General features: G+C 51.5%; 12 protein-coding genes. 8 read left to right on the top strand and 4 right to left on the bottom strand.

Annotated elements, in window-relative coordinates:
* Nucleotides 1–166: 166 nt before the first annotated feature.
* Nucleotides 167–316, bottom strand: coding sequence for a hypothetical protein (locus tag LKK83_RS26855; RefSeq protein WP_324634547.1), 150 nt, complete (start codon nucleotides 314–316; stop codon nucleotides 167–169).
* 33 nt (nucleotides 317–349) lie between these two features.
* On the opposite strand from LKK83_RS26855, the gene pcrA reads away from it, so the two are divergent.
* From pcrA to LKK83_RS26840, 3 genes are all read left to right on the top strand, one after another.
* Nucleotides 350–2,686, top strand: coding sequence for a DNA helicase PcrA (gene pcrA, locus LKK83_RS26850; protein WP_324634546.1), 2,337 nt, complete (start codon nucleotides 350–352; stop codon nucleotides 2,684–2,686).
* Nucleotides 2,687–2,772: 86 nt separating this feature from the next.
* Nucleotides 2,773–3,228: a hypothetical protein gene (locus LKK83_RS26845; RefSeq protein ID WP_324634545.1), complete on the top strand. Its 456-nt coding sequence runs from the start codon at nucleotides 2,773–2,775 to the stop codon at nucleotides 3,226–3,228.
* Between the two features lie 92 nt (nucleotides 3,229–3,320).
* Nucleotides 3,321–4,337, top strand: a complete 1,017-nt coding sequence (locus tag LKK83_RS26840) for a WD40 repeat domain-containing protein (RefSeq protein ID WP_324634544.1) — start codon at nucleotides 3,321–3,323, stop codon at nucleotides 4,335–4,337.
* A gap of 174 nt (nucleotides 4,338–4,511) precedes the next feature.
* On the opposite strand, the gene LKK83_RS26835 is transcribed toward LKK83_RS26840, so the two are convergent.
* The 3 genes from LKK83_RS26835 to LKK83_RS26825 form a co-directional block, all read right to left on the bottom strand.
* Nucleotides 4,512–5,849, bottom strand: a complete 1,338-nt coding sequence (locus LKK83_RS26835) for an FGGY-family carbohydrate kinase (RefSeq protein WP_324634543.1) — start codon at nucleotides 5,847–5,849, stop codon at nucleotides 4,512–4,514.
* A 76-nt stretch (nucleotides 5,850–5,925) separates the two neighbouring features.
* Nucleotides 5,926–6,567: a restriction endonuclease subunit R gene (locus LKK83_RS26830; protein ID WP_324634542.1), complete on the bottom strand. Its 642-nt coding sequence runs from the start codon at nucleotides 6,565–6,567 to the stop codon at nucleotides 5,926–5,928.
* Between the two features lie 355 nt (nucleotides 6,568–6,922).
* Complete coding sequence (locus LKK83_RS26825; protein ID WP_324634541.1) at nucleotides 6,923–9,967, bottom strand: CHAT domain-containing protein; 3,045 nt, start codon at nucleotides 9,965–9,967, stop codon at nucleotides 6,923–6,925.
* A 214-nt stretch (nucleotides 9,968–10,181) separates the two neighbouring features.
* On the opposite strand from LKK83_RS26825, the gene acs reads away from it, so the two are divergent.
* The 5 genes from acs to LKK83_RS26800 form a co-directional block, all read left to right on the top strand.
* Nucleotides 10,182–12,149, top strand: a complete 1,968-nt coding sequence (gene acs / locus LKK83_RS26820; protein WP_324634540.1) for an acetate--CoA ligase — start codon at nucleotides 10,182–10,184, stop codon at nucleotides 12,147–12,149.
* 278 nt (nucleotides 12,150–12,427) lie between these two features.
* Nucleotides 12,428–14,062 carry an iron uptake porin gene (locus LKK83_RS26815; protein WP_324634539.1) on the top strand — a complete coding sequence of 545 codons (1,635 nt, stop codon included), beginning with the start codon at nucleotides 12,428–12,430 and terminating at the stop codon, nucleotides 14,060–14,062.
* A gap of 732 nt (nucleotides 14,063–14,794) precedes the next feature.
* The gene (locus LKK83_RS26810; protein ID WP_324634538.1) at nucleotides 14,795–15,037 is read left to right on the top strand and encodes a hypothetical protein; all 243 of its coding nucleotides are present in this window, start codon (nucleotides 14,795–14,797) and stop codon (nucleotides 15,035–15,037) included.
* Entirely contained in the window at nucleotides 15,030–18,164 is a 3,135-nt protein-coding gene (locus tag LKK83_RS26805) for a TIGR03032 family protein (protein WP_324634537.1), read from the top strand. The genes LKK83_RS26810 and LKK83_RS26805 overlap by 8 nt, the downstream gene beginning before the upstream one ends.
* 146 nt (nucleotides 18,165–18,310) lie before the next feature.
* Nucleotides 18,311–19,524: FG-GAP-like repeat-containing protein (locus LKK83_RS26800; protein ID WP_324634536.1), on the top strand; the 1,214-nt coding region annotated here is incomplete at its 3' end.

Genomic DNA, 19,524 nt, shown 5'->3' with positions numbered 1-19,524 from the left:
AATGTGGAATTTTTATTTATTATTTTACTACAGTTGGGTCGGTTTTGTCACGCTTTTTCCGTGAAGAATTATTAAAAAAATCGCCCTTGGCAATGCGTTGTCCTCGGGTAAATTACGCAAATTAGATGTTTTGGATGAGGGAAGTTTCCCGGAAATTGGGAAAGATTTATTTGTATCCTCTGAGGGGGGTAGGATTATTCTGGGAAGCGATCGCGGTGGTGACGGGATATTTTGGGGGGAAATTTTCCCGGGCATCCATAAAAGGCGATCGGGCGAAGCCAAATTTCGGTAAAATCGAAAGGCGACTCGATCGCAAATCAAGCCCCTAGCGCAGTTCTCCGGTTCAACGATGACCCCAATCACAATTGATTTTCTCAGTCAACTCAACCCCAACCAACGACGCGCCGCCGAACACTTTTGCGGTCCCTTGCTAGTGGTGGCGGGGGCGGGTTCTGGCAAAACTCGGGCGCTGACCTATCGGATTGCCAATCTGATACGCACCCAGCAAGTCCATCCGGACAATATTCTCGCGGTGACTTTCACGAATAAAGCGGCGCGGGAGATGAAGGAACGGATCGAAAAGATATTTGCCGATGCCTATGCTCTGCAAAAATACGAAAAGCCGTTGGTGGCGTTGGAACCGGCGGAACAAACCCAGGTGCGATCGCGGGTGTGGAAAAGCACCATCAAACCCCTGTGGATCGGCACTTTCCACTCCCTGTGCGCCCGAATTTTGCGCTACGATATCGACAAATATAAAGACGAAAATGGTCGCGAGTGGACTCGCAGCTTCTCCATTTTTGATGAAAGCGACGCGAAAAGCCTAATCAAAGAAATCGTCACCAAACAGATGAATTTGGATGACAAAAAATTCAATCCGCGTAAAGTGCGCTACGAAATTAGTGGGGCGAAAAACAAAGGCTGGACCGCGCGCGATGTAGTGGAAGACCAACCGAACCCTCGGGGACGGATTATCGCCGAAGTTTACAACCGCTATCAAGATGGGCTAGCAGCAAATAACGCTCTCGACTTCGACGATTTGATTCGGATTCCCGTGGAACTGTTTCGGAAAAATTCCACCGTGCTAGACTACTGGCACCGACAGTTTCATCACATTTTAGTGGATGAATATCAAGATACAAACCGCACCCAGTATGATTTAATTCGCTTGCTGGCCACCAACGGGGAACCGGCAAAATCCTTTAATCAATGGAGCGATCGCTCGATTTTTGTCGTCGGCGATGTAGACCAATCAATTTACAGTTTTCGCATGGCCGATTTTACCATTTTGCTGGAATTTCAGCAAGACTTTGGCGATGGATTGCCCGACGAAGAGACCCAAACCTTAATCAAACTCGAAGAGAATTATCGTTCGCGGGAAAACATCCTGCAAGTGGCCAACCAACTGATTGAAAAAAATACCGAACGCATCGAAAAAGTGCTGCGCCCGACCCGAGGGGAAGGCGAAACCATTTTATCCCACCGTACCGAAAACGAAATCGACGAAGCGGAATTTGTGGTGAATCAAATTCGGATGCTGCACGCCCAGCATCCGGAATTAGACTTAAACGCCTTTGCGATTTTATATCGCACCAACGCGCAATCGCGACCCTTTGAAGATGTATTGGTCAGGACGGACCTGCGCTATCGCGTTGTGGGGGGACTGCGATTTTACGATCGCAAAGAAGTCAAAGATGTGTTAGCCTACCTCAGAGCGATCGCCAATCCCGCCGATAGCATTAGCTTGCGAAGAATTATCAACACTCCCAAACGCGGAATCGGCAAAACCACCCTCGACAAACTCGAAGCCGTCGCCCAAGAACTCGGCGTCCCCTTGTGGGAAATTATCAGGGATGAAACCTCGGTGAAAACCATTGCCGGAAGGTCCGCCAAATCGGTGATTGAATTTGCCCAAATCATCAAAAACTGGCAAGCCGAAACCCACACCTTACCCGCCCTAGAAATCGTCCAAGGCGTCATTGACGATTCCGGCTATATTGCTGCCTTGAAAAACGAAGGAACCGACGAAGCCGAAAATCGCATCGGCAACGTGGAACAACTTTATAGCGCCATCATGCAATACGCCGAGGAACAAGAAGACGAATCCTTAGCGGGGTTTCTCGCCAATGCATCTCTCGCCAGCGATTTAGACAGCTTAGGAGAAGGGGAAGAAGCGGTTTCGTTACTCACCTTACATGCTGCCAAAGGGTTAGAATTTCCAGTAGTGTTTATGGTGGGCATGGAAGACGGATTATTTCCCAATTTCCGCAGTCTGAACGATGCCCGGGCATTAGAAGAAGAACGACGACTCTGTTATGTGGGAATTACCCGCGCCCAAGAACGATTGTTTTTGACTCATGCGGCGCAACGGCGCTTGTGGGGGTCCTACGAAACCACTCGTCCTTCGCGATTTTTAGCCGAATTACCGCGCGAATTGCTGCAAGGAAATGCCGTGGCTAAACCGCGCCGCCAGCGCCGCATTCCCACCGGAAACCGGGGTAAAGGTGCGGCGGCGGGGGCGGTGGATTGGAACGTGGGGGATTTGGTGATTCACGATACCTTTGGCGCGGGAGAAGTGTCCCATGTTTTCGGTTCGGCAGGTAAAATTTCTTTGGCGATTAAATTTCCCCGGGGGGGACAGAAAATTATCGATCCGCGCACAGCGCCTATGGAAAAATTAAACTAGAATTTGCGGGTGGAGGGGCGAAAATATGGGTCAAAAATGCCCCTTTTTCCCGCGACAAGGCAGGATCTACCACTTACACGAAAAGAATGGAAAGAGGTTTAATTTGGTTGCCGTTGCTGGCCCTGTTTATCGGGTTGGCGTGGGCGGGTTGGAACGAATATCAGAAAGTGGAAGCCTATCGCAGTTGGGCGCAGCAGTTCGATCGCGCGAAGTACGATATTTATGCGGTACTCGGACAGCGTGGCGATCGCATTACTTGGGGAAAACCCACCCGTAGCGGTCCGGTGGATTTAAGCGGATTTTCCCTGCAAGCGGTAAAATCGATAAAGATGTGGGTGGACGAACAGCCGGTGGACCTGGAACGACCGCCCGAAACTCTCAACGGTGGTCGCATCTACTTAGAATTTTTATTGTCCCCACCGGATAGCGCCGCGCGAATTCCGTTTACCCAAGTTTCTCTTGCCCTAGAATGGGCCAAGTATTTGCAGCAGGAGTGGCAAAAGTGGCAGGAAAAACCCCCGGATGGAACTTTATCCCAGTGAAGCGCGACGGAAAAACGCTGGCGGAGGTTTTTAGCCTGCGATCGGCGATGGATTCAATGTAAATTGAAGGTTTATTTTTTCACCAATCACAGATGATCTTACAGTCTTTCTCCTGGAAAAAATTTGGCGCGATGGTTGTTGCGGGAATGGCAACGGTTTCTACCGTTCATTTTGCAGTGGGGATGAGCGCCCCCCCGATTTTTGCCCAACAGCAACCCACCAATGCACAATTGCTAAAAACTCTGGGCGATCGCGCCTTTCCGATTTTTGCGGTAGCGGTGAGTCCGGATGCGCCGGTGGTGGTGAGTGGCAGCAATGAGGATACGATTAAGTTTTGGAATTTCAGCACTGGGGAACTGCAATACACCGCACAGGTGCATTTAGATGATGTGAGGGCGCTAGCGGTGAGTCCGAGTGGGGAACTCCTCGCCAGTGGTAGCGATGACACCACTGTGAATCTGTGGGATATGGAAACCGGACAGCTTCTCTATACCCTCTACGGTCACGATAAAGGGGTGAAATCCGTGGCATTTAGTCCCAACGGCGAGATTGTCGCCAGTGCCAGTTGGGATCGGACGATTAAATTGTGGGATGTGAATACCGGCCAAGTGATTCGCACCCTGTCGGGCCACGAGGATGGCGTGGATGCGGTGGCATTTAGTCCCGATGGCACTACCCTCGCCAGTGGCGGATTAGACCGCACCGTGCGCTTGTGGGATGCGTCTAATGGCGAATTGCTGGCGACGATTCCCGCCCACGATGACTGGGTGAGTTCCGTGGCGTTTACCCCGGATGGGGAACTGTTGGTCACCGGTAGTTACGATAATACGGTGAAAATTTGGGATGTGGCGCGCGGGGAATTGCTCGAAACCCTTCGCGGGCATGATTTCCCGGTGTACGCGATCGCCGTCACCCCCGATGGGCGCACGGTTGCCAGTGCGAGTGACGATCGCACGGTGAAACTGTGGGATATCGCCACCGGCAGAGTGCTGGACAATTTGACCGGTCACGAAAAGTCCGTGTTTGCTCTGGCAATGGATCCCGATGGCAGAGTGCTGGTGAGTGGTGGGAATGACAACACGATCAAAATTTGGGAGTTAGAGAATTGAGGATTTCTCCCGCGTAGGGTGGGTGATGCGCCGCACCCAATGGACGACGCCGGGGCATCACCCACCAAAATGCTACGTCTCGTTCAGTCTCCGTTCCCAGCATATGCTGGGAACGGGCATTCGGAGGTTCTGCCTCAAACAGATGGGGTCTACGGGGGTTATGGTTTTTTGGGTCTATCGGGAAAGGGGATCGCGCACTTGCGGGTCGGATTTCAAGGCCAGCAATGCAGTGCCGTAGGCGGCTTCCGTGTTGGCAGATGTGGCCACATTGACTCTCAGGTAGCGCTGTCGAATCGCTGTCCAGGTGGGGTTTTTGGCTCCACCGCCGGCAGTGTACACCTGTTTGAGGGTGGTGGCTCCCAGTTCTTGCAACAGTTGATAGCCGCGCGCTTCAATCCGGGCAATGCTTTCGAGTAGGCCGTGGAGAAATTCGGCGGGGGTGTCGGGACGCGGATCGAGGCGTGGGGGTAAGTTGGGGTTGTTGATGGGGAAGCGATCGCCCGGGAAGATGAGGGGGTAATATTGCAGGGGACTTTCGCGATCGGGGTTGATTTGGGCGCTCAGTTCCGTGAGCTCTGTATCGGTGAAAAATTGCCGCAATACCGCGCCCCCGGTATTGGATGCGCCGCCGGTGAGCCATAAGGTGCCTTGGCGGGCGGGAAGGGCGGGGGGGTCGAGGCGGTGGCTGTAAATGCCGTAGCGCGCATCATCCACGCGATCGCGACTCAGCAGTTTGAGGACTAAGGTAGAACCGAGGGAGGTCACGGCTTCCCCGGGTTCTCGCGCACCACTGGCGAGAAAGGCGGCGATGCTGTCAGTGGTACCGGCGCAGACATAGCACTCGGGCGGCAACTCGAAGCGATCGCCCATTTCTGCGGTGACTTCCCCAATCCGGCTTCCGGGCTTGACAATATGCGGCAAATAGGGTAAGACTTTCTGGAATAATGGCGCAATTCCTTCGAGCAACCAACTGGGATAAAAGCCGACTTGCGGATCGTAGCCGAGTTTGAGGGCGTTGTGATAGTCACTAATGCCGATTTGCCCGTGCAGCAGGAAACTCAGCCAATCCGCTTGATGCAGGAAAAATAGCCCGGTTGTAGATACGCGATGGAATGCGGAATGATGGATTCTGTCGTGGCGCGCGTACCACAGCAGTTTTGCCAAGCTAGAGGTGGCGCTGATGGCGGGATGGTTCGGCGGGGCAATGGTTTGCAAGCTGTCCATTACCGAACTTCCTCGGGCATCATTGTAGAGGATGGTTTCGGCAACTGGGGTTCCCGTGCGATCGCACAGCAAGACCGTGGAGGAGGTGCCATCAATGGCGATCGCCTTCATCTCTCGCCGGATTTCTACCGGAATTTGCTCCAATAGGTCAAATAAGGCGGTTTGCCAGCTTTCTGGGGTTTGGGTGTCTAGGGGATAGTGCGCGATCGTCTGAATCTCCGCGCCCGCGTCAATCGCGATCGCGCGCGCTCCAGAGGTGCCGAAGTCAATGCCAAGATAAAAAGCCATCTGGATATCAGCAACGGGACAATTCCTAGTGTACGCGATCGGGCTGCATTGGAAACAGTAGCGCGATCGCAAAATTTCATAATTGGCAAATCGCTTTGAGCACTTGCAGCAATTGCATCGCCGCCTCGGGATTCATTAAATTGAGTTCTGGCATAAGCTGATAACTGGGCGGATTTCCCTGCTGCATATACACAAACTGATAGTGCATTCCATTCGTCGTTAATCCCCACTCCGATTCTTGCCCACTGAGATTTTTAAAGGCATAAACCAGCAATTGAGGTAAGCCCATATAAACCGTAAATCCACTATTTTTCGCTTCGATGACCAATACCCAAAACGAGACATCTGTGCTGCTCATGGCTTTTTCTCGATTGACCGCCAAAATATCCAAGCGCCCGGTAATTTTGGTGTCTTCATCCTCAATGGTTATTTCCGCAATATCTTCTTCTAAGCTAATCTTAATCGGACTGCGATAAAATCCCGCCAACCGCATCAGGGGAAACGTGGTCAGTGCTTTCACCAATCCTTCGGAAACTTTCTCGCTATAAAGGTAGTTTTCAAAATCCTCGCGAATTTGAGCCAGTTCCTGCTGCTCGAATTCGCTGAGCGGTTCTAGGGATAATAAATCGCTGAATGAAGCAGCAGGAGAGTGCTTCTGGATTTTTAACAGGCGATGAACTTCATTTAAGGAGAGTTGTTTGGTTTGCAGGATGGTCATGGCTGGTATTGGCAAAGGGGTATTTAATTGATTGTAGCAGAAAGACGACGCAAACTTAAGTTAAAACTGAGTAAAAAATAAAAAGCGATTAAAATCGCGCCTAGGCAGGCCAAGTCCGCCTACGCGGACTAATTCGTTTGACATTTATTCATTTCAAATGGCTCGGATTGTTTGCTTGTTAATAAAAAGCGATTAAAATCGCGCCTAGGCAGGCCAAGTCCGCCGACGCGGACTAATTCGTTTGACAGATATTCATTGAAAATAGCTCGGATTGTTTGCTTGTTTAGTAATGGTTTTAGTCGGGTTTTAACCGAATTTAGCTACTAGGCGGTGATTGAACTCATCGGCGGCGAATTTACCGCAAATTCATGCGGGCAAAATGCTCTTGCAGTAACTTGTGAATAAACCGATAGCGTCCGCCCACTTCTTGCAAGAACATGCGCTGGGTGGCATATTTCAAAAACCGGGCATAATTCCAGGGAATATACCCTTTCCAATAGAGAATCAAGCGCAGGGTAAAATGTTGAATGCAGGCGGTTCCTGCTGGGGACAGACCTAAAAATAGCCCGATCGCCATGCCAATCGAAACAATTTGCACGGTGTCTGCAAGGGAGAGTGAAACAGCGGAGATCGCCTCGGTTTGGGCAAATAACATTGCAAACAGATGCTTGCGTGCCAGAAAAGCAATTCCTCCCATCGAGATTGCCCCCAAAACCGCAAAAAACAGAGCATTTTTGAACGACTGCTTTATTCCTTGATTTGGGTGTTTGGGACGTTCGATTTCCGGACTGGTTATTTCAAAAGTCAACAGGAAAACTGGCCCCATTAGTGGAATTATCCAGTAGGGCAAAGGCAATCCGGCAAATCCCGGCAAAATCCAAAAAATAACCTTCACAATTGGCCATGATATTAGTCCACAAATCAATCCCACCCCGATAGATTTTAAAATTTTTACCTTAGACTGGAGGAGAGTGGCAACGGGTTTGATGTGCAGCTCTTTGCCAAAGGTTAAAAATACCCAAAGGCCAAAGAAAAATCCGTAAAATAGGGCGATTACGACCAAGAGAAAAAACCAAACAATGGCAGAGAGTTGAATGTGATTCCCCAGAAACACAAGGGCGTGAATTCCGCTAATGATTCCGCCAGCGATTAATCCATAAATGGCAGAAACGCCGAACCGATACAGGCGTCGATTGACAAGATTCGGCAGCAACAGGGGTTGCATGTCTTCAATGGCAAAGTTAGCCAATTCTGTTTGGGAAAAGCGGTCTAGTGTTTTCGCCAACCAGATGAGAAAATGCCGGGTTTGCTTAGCACTGGGGGGGCGATTGTGCGGGAAACGGAGGGGTTTAAGGGGTCGCTCTAGCATCTGTTGAATATAAGTATCGAGTAAATACTCCTGGCGGGATTCATTGGTGGTTAATTGCTGCCAATGTTGTAGGGAAATATGACGATAAGCTAAGGCGATCGCGCTCAAAAATAAAGGAACTCGGGCTAATTTGAACAAAGCGCGATCGCCTTGAATTTTTGGCCATATTTTCTCTCTATCTACTATCTGTAAATAGTCTTTGATTTGCGAGTGGTTCAAGGGGTGCAAGCAGATAGAAGCATTCAGGTGTAATTGAATGTCCGATCGCTCGTATGCTTCGCGCCGACTGCAAACCACCAGGGCGGGCGATCGCATTTCGCCGTGCAAAAATTGATTAATTGCTCTCACGCCGGGTTCTTGTCGCCCGGATTCCAGTTCATCCAACCCATCTAACAAGGGTAACAACTGACCCGTTTTCAGCCATTGTTTGCCAAGTTTTGGCTTAATATCATATTTATTCTGAAGTTCAACCGCGATCCAGTCTCCGATTCCTTGGGTATCCTCTTGCCAAGTGGCGAGATTTAAGAGAATTGGCATCGGTTCTGTTGCGACTTTCATCGCGCGATCGCACAATTCTCGTGCCAGTTCCAACAACGTGGTGGTTTTCCCGCTACCGGGAGCACCCAAAATCAGCAATTTTCCCCCAATACTCTCTTTATCAAACACATCCACAATATCCATCCAATCGGGCAACATCTCGGGGGTGCGATCGCCCACTTTTACCTCCACATCCCACTGTCGCTTCACCTGCTGTAGTTGATGCTCTTTCCCCACATTTGTCAACAACCCTCCATGCAAAGATTGCTCTAACCGACTCTCGATTTCTGCATTAACTTTTTTGAGCAAATCTTTGCGATATGGCGCATCCGATCGGGCGAAAAATTGCCGCCACAACTCCCACCACTTTCCTCCCGCCAAGGGTTGAGGCGCAACGGCGATCGGTTGGTTGCGCCCGCGCAATTCACCCCAGGTGGGCGGTTCCATTGCTGGATGTTGATAGATAACCGGCACCCACTGAATTCCCGGATACTCTGTTTGCCAAAAATCCTTTAATTTTAACCGCGCTTCTCGCAGCGCAGCATAAAAAGAGGAACCGCGAGCAAAGGCGGTGAGAAAATATTCTAAAAAATCCTTCGCTACTTTGTCGGGGACTTTTTCTTTCATTACAATGCTTTGTGCCAGTTGCAGTTTAGCCAATTGATGCGCCAATCCCAATCCGTCGCAAGAATTAAAAATGGCGATTTGCAACCCGCCTTGGATAGCATGAGACAGAGCATTTTTTAAGTGGTCTATGGTCAATTGTTCTCGATGGTTAACTTCCAACCACCCGATTTCCCCGTTTTCGCTGGAACTGTGTCCGGCGAAGAAAAAAATATCCCATGTTACCTGGTTGCTCCACAGTCTGTGGAGTAACTGTTCTTTGCTGGGGCGTGTTAGGAATTCGATTTTGCCTCCGACGTTGCGTAACCGGGCAATTTGTTGGCGATCGAAATCGGTATCCAGATTATCGCTATTGCCCAAAACGGCTAAAATTCGCGCCCGTTTTCGGTGCGGTGGCGGCAGAGGAGGAATCGCGCGATCGGTGGTTCCACTCAAGGCAATTTCTACCTGGTTTTGGGCAAAGATATCCCACGCCATCCAGGGTAACTGTCGCAATTGTCGATGGTGGGTGATAATAATTGCGCGAATGTCGTCTGTGGAATTTAAGTGCTGCGCGATCGCATGGCGAATGGGTTGCCACTCGGCGCGATCGCCGTTGAGCCAGCAATTTAGCTGTTGTTCTAATTCTTTGGCGGCATTCTCACTGGAGTTTTTGCTTTGATTTCGCTTGTTGGCGCGGGATGTGCCTTTATCCAATCGAGCTTTAAACGCCTCTTGCCACTGGCACAACAAGTGCGGCATCTCGGAGTTTCCCGGGAGATGACCGTCAAGCTGCAAACCTCGGTTGCCATGTTGATTTAGCTTCAATCTGGCGGGAAATCCGTCCGCGAAATTGCCGTTACCAAACTCGATAGAGATATAGGCGATCATTTGAGTGAAATTACATAAACTTGTGCGAGGGTCAACCCACCCTCTGCTAGCTTAACCGATCGCCCACCGCGCGATCCAGGACTTGCCCCCTTTCCCGAGTGGGATGCCCCCACCCTACCTGCGCCCCAGAAAAACTTAAAAAAATCTAAATATTTTTCTGGCTCAGAAAGAGGGAAAATAGTTGGAAACGGTAACTAAAATTACAGCAAACCCTATGTCCCAACCAACTATCGAATCCATACTCAAGGAAAAACGACTGTTCCAACCCGGGGCAGAATTTTCCCAAAACGCGCATATCAAAAGCCTGGACGAGTATCAGCGCCTCTACGAAAAAGCAGCAGCGGATCCGCCGAAATTTTGGGCGGAATTGGCCGAAAAAGAGCTGCATTGGTTCAAAAAGTGGGATACGGTACTCGACTGGCAACCGCCGAATGCGAAATGGTTCGTGGGCGGACAAACTAATATTGCCTACAATTGCCTCGATCGCCACTTAACCACCTGGCGCAAAAACAAAGCGGCATTAATTTGGGAAGGGGAACCGGGGGACTCGCGCACCCTGACCTATGCCCAATTGCATCGGGAAGTTTGCCAGATGGCGAATGTGTTCAAGCAACTGGGGGTAAAAAAAGGCGATCGGATTGGCATTTACATGCCGATGATCCCAGAAGCAGCGATCGCAATGCTTGCCTGTGCCCGGATCGGTGCCCCCCACACGGTAGTATTCGGGGGCTTCAGCGCCGAAGCGCTCAAAGACCGGCTGGTTGACGCAGAAGCCAAACTGGTGATTACCGCCGATGGCGGGTGGCGCAAAGATGCGATCGTGCCCTTGAAAGAACAGGTGGATAAAGCCCTCGAACATGGGGTGCCCAGCGTAGATAACGTGCTGGTAGTGCAGCGTACCGGGCAAAATACTCACATGGAACCCGGGCGCGATCACTGGTGGCACGACTTGCAAGCCAATGCATCCGGCGAATGTCCCGCCGAACCGATGGAGAGCGAAGATATGCTCTTCATCCTCTACACCTCCGGCACCACGGGCAAACCGAAAGGGGTCGTTCACACCACCGCCGGCTACAACCTTTATACTCACATAACGACCCAATGGACCTTTGACCTAAAAGACACCGATGTGTATTGGTGTACTGCGGATGTGGGCTGGATTACCGGGCACAGCTACATCGTGTACGGGCCGCTGTCCAACGGGGCGACCACGGTAATGTATGAAGGTGCGCCTCGTTCCTCTAACCCGGGATGTTTCTGGGATGTGGTGGAAAAATACGGCGTCACCATTTTCTATACCGCCCCCACCGCAATTCGCGCCTTTATCAAAATGGGCGAACATCACCCGAAAGCCCGCAATCTCTCTTCCCTGCGAATCCTGGGCACTGTGGGCGAACCGATCAACCCAGAAGCCTGGGTATGGTATCATCGCGTGATTGGCAAAGAACGCTGCCCGATCGTGGATACTTGGTGGCAAACCGAAACTGGGGGCTTTATGATTACCCCCATACCCGGGGCGATTCCCACCAAACCGGGTTCCGCAACTCTGCCCTTCCCGGGGATTATCGCCGATGTAGTAGACTTGGATGGCAACCCAGTGGGTGAGAATCAAGGCGGATATTTGGCCATCAAACATCCTTGGCCGAGTATGATGCGGACGGTGTATGGCGACCCCGATCGCTTCCGTCGCACCTACTGGGAGCATATTCCGCCGAAGGATGGCCAGTATTTCTATTTTGCCGGGGATGGCGCAAGGCGCGATGAAACCGGCTATTTCTGGGTGATGGGTCGCGTGGATGACGTGATTAGCGTCTCGGGACACCGCCTGGGAACGATGGAAATCGAGTCGGCGTTGGTGTCTCACCCGGCGGTGGCGGAAGCTGCGGTGGTGGGCAAACCCGACGAACTGCGCGGCGAGGCGATCGTGGCTTTTGTCTCTGTAGAGGAAGGCTACGATGCTGGCGACGAACTGGATAAGCTGCTCAAGCAGCATGTGGTGAGTGAGATTGGTGCGTTGGCCCGTCCGGCGGAAATTCGCTTTACGGACGATTTGCCGAAAACGCGATCGGGTAAGATCATGCGTCGCTTGCTGCGAAATCTGGCCGCAGGTCAGGAAATCGCCGGCGATACTTCTACCCTGCAAGACCGGAGTGTGTTAGATAAGTTGCGTTCTGGCGCGTAAGCCGATCGTCGCTTGGGGGTTTGCAAGGGCGGGGAATTCATTCCCCGCCCGTAGGACTTCCGCAAATTGACCCGATAAGAACTACCTGTAGGGTGGGCAACGAGTTGCCCACCCTACCTGTAAGGTAGAGGCAAAAAATTCCTCGTATTCCCCGGCGAATGGGCAGGGAATTTCCCGCAAATGGGAATTTTTCTGATATCATGTAGCCCAGCGCTTTTCATTGCAGGGTGTCCAGGCTTTTCGCGCGCTTCAATTCGGTGTGAGGAGATTTTACCACAATGAGTCAACACTATCGCAATTTTATCTGGGGAATTCCGCTCTGGGTGGGATTTGAGGCTCTCCTGGGTTTGGCAACACATGCAATGCCCCTCCCCTCTGTGGCACCTGCCCCAGGGGACTCGGCAGGGTTGTGGCCCCCGGGGACTCCCTCTGCTCAGGGCAATCTGGATGCAGGGCCTCTGGAACGGGTGAATTCGGTGTCGAACCTGCGGGATGTGACGCCGACGGATTGGGCGTTTCAGGCGTTGCGATCGCTCTCGGAGCGCTACCAGTGTTTGTTGGGCTACGATGATGGCACCTATCGCGGCAATCGGGCGATGACCCGCTATGAATTTGCCGCCAGTTTGAATGCCTGTCTCCTGCGAATTCAAGACCTCATCGATACTATCGATCCGTTACCGCCAGAGGAACTGGTAGATATCCGCCGCCTGCAATCGGAATTTGCCGCCGAATTGGCAACCCTGCGCGGGCGGGTGGATGCATTGGAAGTTCGCACCGCACAACTGGAAGCGAATCAGTTCTCTCCCACCACGAAACTGGGCGGGGAAGTGCTGATGGCACCGGTGGATGCATTTGGCGATCGCGGCGAAACTACTGCAGGCGGCGAAGATACGGAGTTATCTTTTGGATACCGCATGCGGCTAACTTTGGATACTAGCTTTACCGGGCGCGATCGCCTCCGAACTCGCTTGGAAGCGATCGAAATGGCTGAGTTGGACGATACCACCGGCACCGCAATGGCTCGCCTGGGGTTCGATGGGGACAGCGATCGCGCCTTTGAACTCGATCGCCTGGAATATCGCTTCCCCGTGGGCGATCGACTCCGCCTCTGGGTCGGCGCAGTCGGTGTAGGCCAAGATGATATCCTCCCCACGATTAATCCCTTGTTTGAAAGCAGTGGCAGTGGGGCACTTTCTCGCTTCGCCCGCCGCAACCCCGCTATATTCCGTCAACCCGACGGTTCCGGTATCGGGTTTGAATATACACTCAGCGAGTTCCTCTCCCTGCACGGCGCGTATCTCGCAGACAATGCCGCTACCCCCACCTCCACCAAGGGCCTGTTTGATGGACCTTACAGCGCTAGCGCACAAGTTACCTTTTCTCCAGTAGATACCTTCGATATCGCTCTGTCTTACCTGAATGCTTACTATCCCGCCGGCGAGGTGAATCTCTCGGGCAGTACCGGCAGTAACAATGCCCGCCGCCCCTTTACCGACGATATAGCTACTTCTGCCAATCACTTCGGCATCCAAGCCAGTTGGCAACTGCAACCTCTCACGATTGCCGGTTGGGTGGGTCTGTCTTACGCAGAAGCGCGGGTGAGCGATAATGGCGTGAGTGAAGGGGATAATGCTACCCTGTTTAATTGGACGGTGAATGTGGGCGTGCCGGATTTAATTAAAGAAGGCAGTTTGCTCGGATTTATCGTCGGTCAACCGCCCAAGGTGACGGATAATGATTTCAATGCCCGGGAAGATGAGGATACCTCCTTGCATTTCGAGGCGTTATTCCGCTATCCAATTACCGATAATATCAACATCACTCCCGGCGTTTTCCTGATTACCCATCCGGAACATAATTCCGATAATAACACCATTTGGGTGGGTACGGTTCGCACGGAGTTTGATTTTTAATCCCCCTGCCATCGCCTGGTTTTCTAAATGTGAGAATTGAGAATCGAGAATTGCCTTAATTCTTAATTGTCAATTCTCAATTGTTAATACTTAATTTATCTCCCCCGCAAATTACCACAGGAATTACCACAAAAATGATAAATTGTCAATCCCCATTGCGGATTGCAAAGAGGGTTCCCAGAAAAAGTTTCTCATTGTTAATTGGTATTTATTGATTTGAGAGGTAGCACCGCGTATAGGAGGAAAACGCACCTCGAGGGCAAGGTAAGAAGAAAGGTAGCAACTTGAATAAAAATCTCCCTATTTGTTAGCTAAACCTCAATATTGATTACCCCCAATCGAGTTGTATCGAGTTTTAGGTTACAAGTTTCATCAAATTGGCTACAGGTTTTTGATTGACAAAAAAGTTTTATTGTGATAAAGCAAGCATCATCCATCTCTTTGTATCCACCAACCCTTTAACTCGTAAGGCATTCAGCATTTTTGCCCTTAACCCGAGGTAAGGGGAAGCCGAGGCACCCCGCAACCAACCCGTGGATATTGCCACAGAACCAATCAGGAAATTATCACCAAGAAACTCTTGACATTCAGACAAGGAATCGGTCAAGATATGTCTAACGATATAGCGCCTAAAAAATGGCTAAAATTGCGATAGTAATGCAAGTAAAATAGCTGTAAATTAACCCCAAACCGCATTTCTTGCTCACGTCATCAGGGAAAATTGTGTCACCCATGAAGCTACAACTAGCGTTCGTGCGAATCAGTCAAACACCGATCGCTGCTTCTACACCCGTTTTCAGACAATTCCCCTTCATCGACCCCTCGGATGAAGCGGAACGGAAAATCGTGGCTACAGTGGCGATCGCTCCCCTTATTTCCTCCACCCTAACCCGCCTGACACCCAAAGCATCCTCCGCTTTTTTGAGGGTCACTCCTCCATTGAAAGGATATTTCCTGTTGCCCGCTGATGTCTAAGTCTCAACCCCTAACCGTTGCCCACTCCCAGCAGTTCCCAGAGTGGTTGCACGAACAGCAAATTAGCCTTGCCTTCACCACCTATCAAACCAATCGGTTATTCCTCATCGGATTGCACCCCGATGGGAGACTTTCCGCAGTCGATCGCGAATTTGACCGTCCGATGGGGCTTTTTGCCACTCCGGAACGGCTGGTGATGAGTACCCACTATCAAATCTGGCAGTTCGATAACCTCTGTCGCCCGGAAGTCGGAGTCAGCGATTATTTAGAATACGACAAACTCTACGTTCCCCGCGTCGGCTATACCACCGGCGACATCAACACTCACGATGTGATTGTAGACAAAGACGAGAACTGGGTGTTTGTCAACACTCAATTTAGCTGTCTCGCCACCCGCGATCGCGACTGCAGTTTTCGCCCGATTTGGCAACCGCCCTTTATCTCCTCCCTCGCCGCCGAAGATCGCTGTCACCTCAACGGATTGGCAATGGTAGACGGCGAACCCGCCTATGTCAGCGCCTGTTCCCAAACCGACAGTCCCACCGAATGGCGACAACAGCGACAAGAGGGCGGCTGCATTATCAATATCCGGTCGAACGAAATCGTTTGCAGGGGCTTAACCATGCCCCACTCGCCCCGGGTTTACCAAGAGAAACTCTGGATCCTCAACTCCGGGACTGGTGAATTCGGCTATGTGGAGTCCGGACAATTTCACCCGGTCAGTTTTTGCCCCGGATTTGTGCGCGGATTGGCATTTTATCGCAATTTTGCCTTTGTCGGACTTTCCAAACCCCGACATAACAACTTTCAAGGGTTGGCATTAGACGATCGCCTCTCAACCCAGCAGCAACAAGCTCAATGCGGATTGATGGTTATCGATCTCAACAGCGGCCAAATCGTTCACAAGCTGCTGTTTGAAACCATCGTTACAGAATTATACGACATTGCCGTATTGCCCGGAGTGCGGCAACCGATCGCATTAGGATTTCACACTGACGACATCGAACGATTGGTGACGTTTCCGGGTTCTGGACGCATTGTATCCACCCGCCCCGGCATTCATCAAGTCCCGGAAATCCAGGTCAAAGTTATCGAATCCGAGGAACCCAGAACAACCGCGCCTCGGAAACGTCCCCCCCTCAAAATGGCAGTGGTGCAGTTCGATCGCGGCAGGCAATTGCAAAAACAAGGCAAATTAAAAGAAGCAGTAGCTTGCTTTCGTAAAGCGATTACCCTGGATCGCAACTATACCGCTGCCTACAATAACTTGGGAAATCTCCTGCAATCTCAGGGGAAAACGGAAGAAGCGATCGCCTGTTACCAGAAAGCCCTGGAACTCAATCCCAGCTTAGCACCGGCTCACTGCAACTTAGGCAGTGCGAGACAAATGCAAGGGGAAATTGAAGCAGCGATCGCCAGCTATCGGGAAGCCCTGCGCCTCAAACCGGATTTCGTGCAAGCGCACCACAACCTAGCCCAACTCTTGGAAGCAGTAAAAGCCGCAGATAAAACCGCTGAAAATACCGAGGTGAAAACGGCGATCGCGCCCCCAAGTGCTACCCCTGCTGCACCCACAGCAACCGCCCCAGTTTCCCACCCTTTGCCCAAAGTTTCTTTAATCATGACGGCGTACAATACTGCGGCTTATATCGAAGAAGCGATCGCCTCGGTTCTGGCGCAAACCTATCAAGATTGGGAGTTAATTATCTGGGATGATGGATCGAAAGACGAAACTCCATCCATTGCCCGTGCTTATGCCGAACGAGACCCCCGCATTCGGTTTTATGGCAAACCCCATCGCGGCTATTCCCCTGCCTTAATTTCCAGTTTCAACCTCGCCCGAGGCGACTATTTCGGTTGCGTAGATTCCGATGACATTCTCGCCCCCACTGCCCTAGAAGAAACCGTAGCAATTTTAGACAGCGATTCCGATTTAGGAGTAGTTTATACCGACCATATCGATATGGATGCCAGTGGCAACAAGCAGGGGTTAAATTATCGCGCTTCAATTCCCTACTCCCCCGAAACATTGCTGCGAGATTTTATCACCTTTCACTTTCGGTTGATGCGGCGGCAAGTCTTTGAAGCGGTTGGCGGTTTCAATCTTGAATTTCAATCGGCTCCCGATTATGATTTGTGTTTGCGATTGTCGGAAATGACTCAGTTTTACCACTTAGCCAAACCGCTGTATTTCTATCGGCAGCGCCCCCAGCAAATCACTCAATCCAGGTCCGTCAAATATCAAGCGGTTTACAACCTCACCCCAGACAATCTTGCCCCTTACGATGCCTTCACTTTTCCCAGCTTGCAAAAACGCTGGCAAACCCAAAGACAACGGGGCGAACTCATCGGCATTTCCGCCACCATTGACAATCGCATGGTGGGCATGGTTATTGCAGAAATCATCCCCGAATCCCAGAATCCCGCCACCACCTATGCCAGCATTCTCTCCTGTTTTGTCGTTCCCGATGCGCAACAGCAAGGCATCGGCACTACTCTGATAAACCACTTAGAAAAAGAACTGAGAAAAATCGGCTGTCAGCAGATTGAAATGACTTATAAAAGCAGCGAATTGACCACCCTTGCCTTGGAACCTTTGTTGCAAAAACTCGGCTGGTTGCCGCCAAAAACCACCTTTATTCTGGCTCAAACCACCACCGCCAAAATTGCCGAAGCCCCTTGGCTGTACAAGTATCCCTTACCCGATTCCTTTACCGTCTTTCCCTGGGTAGAATTAACGGCAAAAGACCGCCAAACTCTTCTCGAAAAAGGAGGATATCCGCCATCACTCAATCCCTTTTTAGATGAAGCCCGTCTGGAACCGATGAATAGTTTGGGATTGCGCCATCAAGGAGAAGCGATCGGCTGGATCGTCACTCACCGCGTCGCCCCCGATACCATTCGTTACTCCAGCTTATTCGTGGGTGCAAAATATCAAAAACTCGGACGCGGAATCTCTCTGCTCTCCCAGTCGATTCAACAGCAAATCGCCAGTGAAATTGAAAATTGCACCTTATCAGTCGCCTGGGAGAATCAACCGATGAGCAAGTTCTTAGAACGACATTTGCGGCCCTATTTAACGGGCATTGGTGTGTCTCGCCAAGCCGTGAAACCGTTAACCCCTTAAATTCAAATGGATGAGCCAATGAAACCCTCCCGATCCCCTCCTGCCTCCCAAATTGCCCATCTGGGGAAATTCCCAACCCCCCATACCCAACTCAAATCCAACTCGCATTCAACTGTCCATTAAACATTACCCCTTGATTAACAATTATGCCGATTTTCAACACCGCTGTCCCCATCCCCTTCGGTCTCAATGATGTGGGGAGTCAGGCCGCCCCCACCTTCGTGGATATCGACAACGATGGGGATTTAGATGCCTTCATTGGGAACAGTGACGGCAACACCCGCTACTTTGAGAATACCGGCAGCGCCACCGCCCCTGTCTTTGCCGCCCCCCAAACCGACCCCTTCGGTCTTGCTGATGTGGGGACTTATGCCACCCCCACCTTCGTGGATATCGACAACGACGGGGATTTAGATGCCTTCATTGGGCAGATTTTCGGCAACACCCGCTACTTTGAGAATACTGGCAGCGCCACTGCCCCTACCTTTGCCGCCGCTGGCGTCAACCCCTTCGGTCTCACTAAGGTGGGGTTTTATGCCTCCCCCACCTTAGTGGATATCGACAACGACGGGGATTTAGATGCCTTCATTGGGAACAGTAACGGCAACATCCGCTACTTTGAGAATACCGGCAGCGCCACCGCCCCTGCCTTTGCCACCGCCCAAACCGACCCCTTCGGCCTCAATGATGTTGGGTTTTCTGCCACCCCCACCTTGGTGGATATTGACAAAGATGGGGATTTAGATGCCTTCATTGGGAACAGTGACGGCAACACCTCCTACTTTGAGAATACCGGCAGCGCCACCGCCCCTGCCTTTGCCACCGCCCAAACCAACCCCTTCGGCCTTATAAAAGTGGGGTCTTATGCCAACCCCAGCTTGGTGGATATCGACAACGACGGGGATTTAGATGCCTTGATTGGGGCACGTGACGGCAAAACCTCCTACTTTGAAGATATCACACCCATCGTCAGCATCGCCCCAGGTACCACCCCCGCAGAAGGCGGCGCAACCGCCGGCACTTTTACCCTCACCCTCTCCGAGACTGCCACCGCTGACACCACCATCAACTACACCGTCACCGGAACCGCCACCTCGGGAACCGACTACACCGCACTCTCCGGAACCGTCACCATCCCCACTGGCAGTACCACCGCCACCATCGACGTTACCCCCACTGACGATGCCATTATCGATGCCGGTGAAACAGTCATCGTCACCCTCAACACCGGAACCGGATACAACGTCGGTTCCGCCCCCAACAACACCGCCACCCTCACCATCACCGACAACGACAGCGCAGGCGTCACCATCACCCCCACTGCCACCACCGCCACCGAAGGCGGCGCAACCGGCAGCTA

It is taken from the genome of Phormidium sp. CCY1219 (assembly GCF_035615515.1).
Lineage (GTDB): Bacteria > Cyanobacteriota > Cyanobacteriia > Cyanobacteriales > Laspinemataceae > CCY1219.
This window is presented reverse-complemented; position numbering and strand designations above follow the sequence as displayed.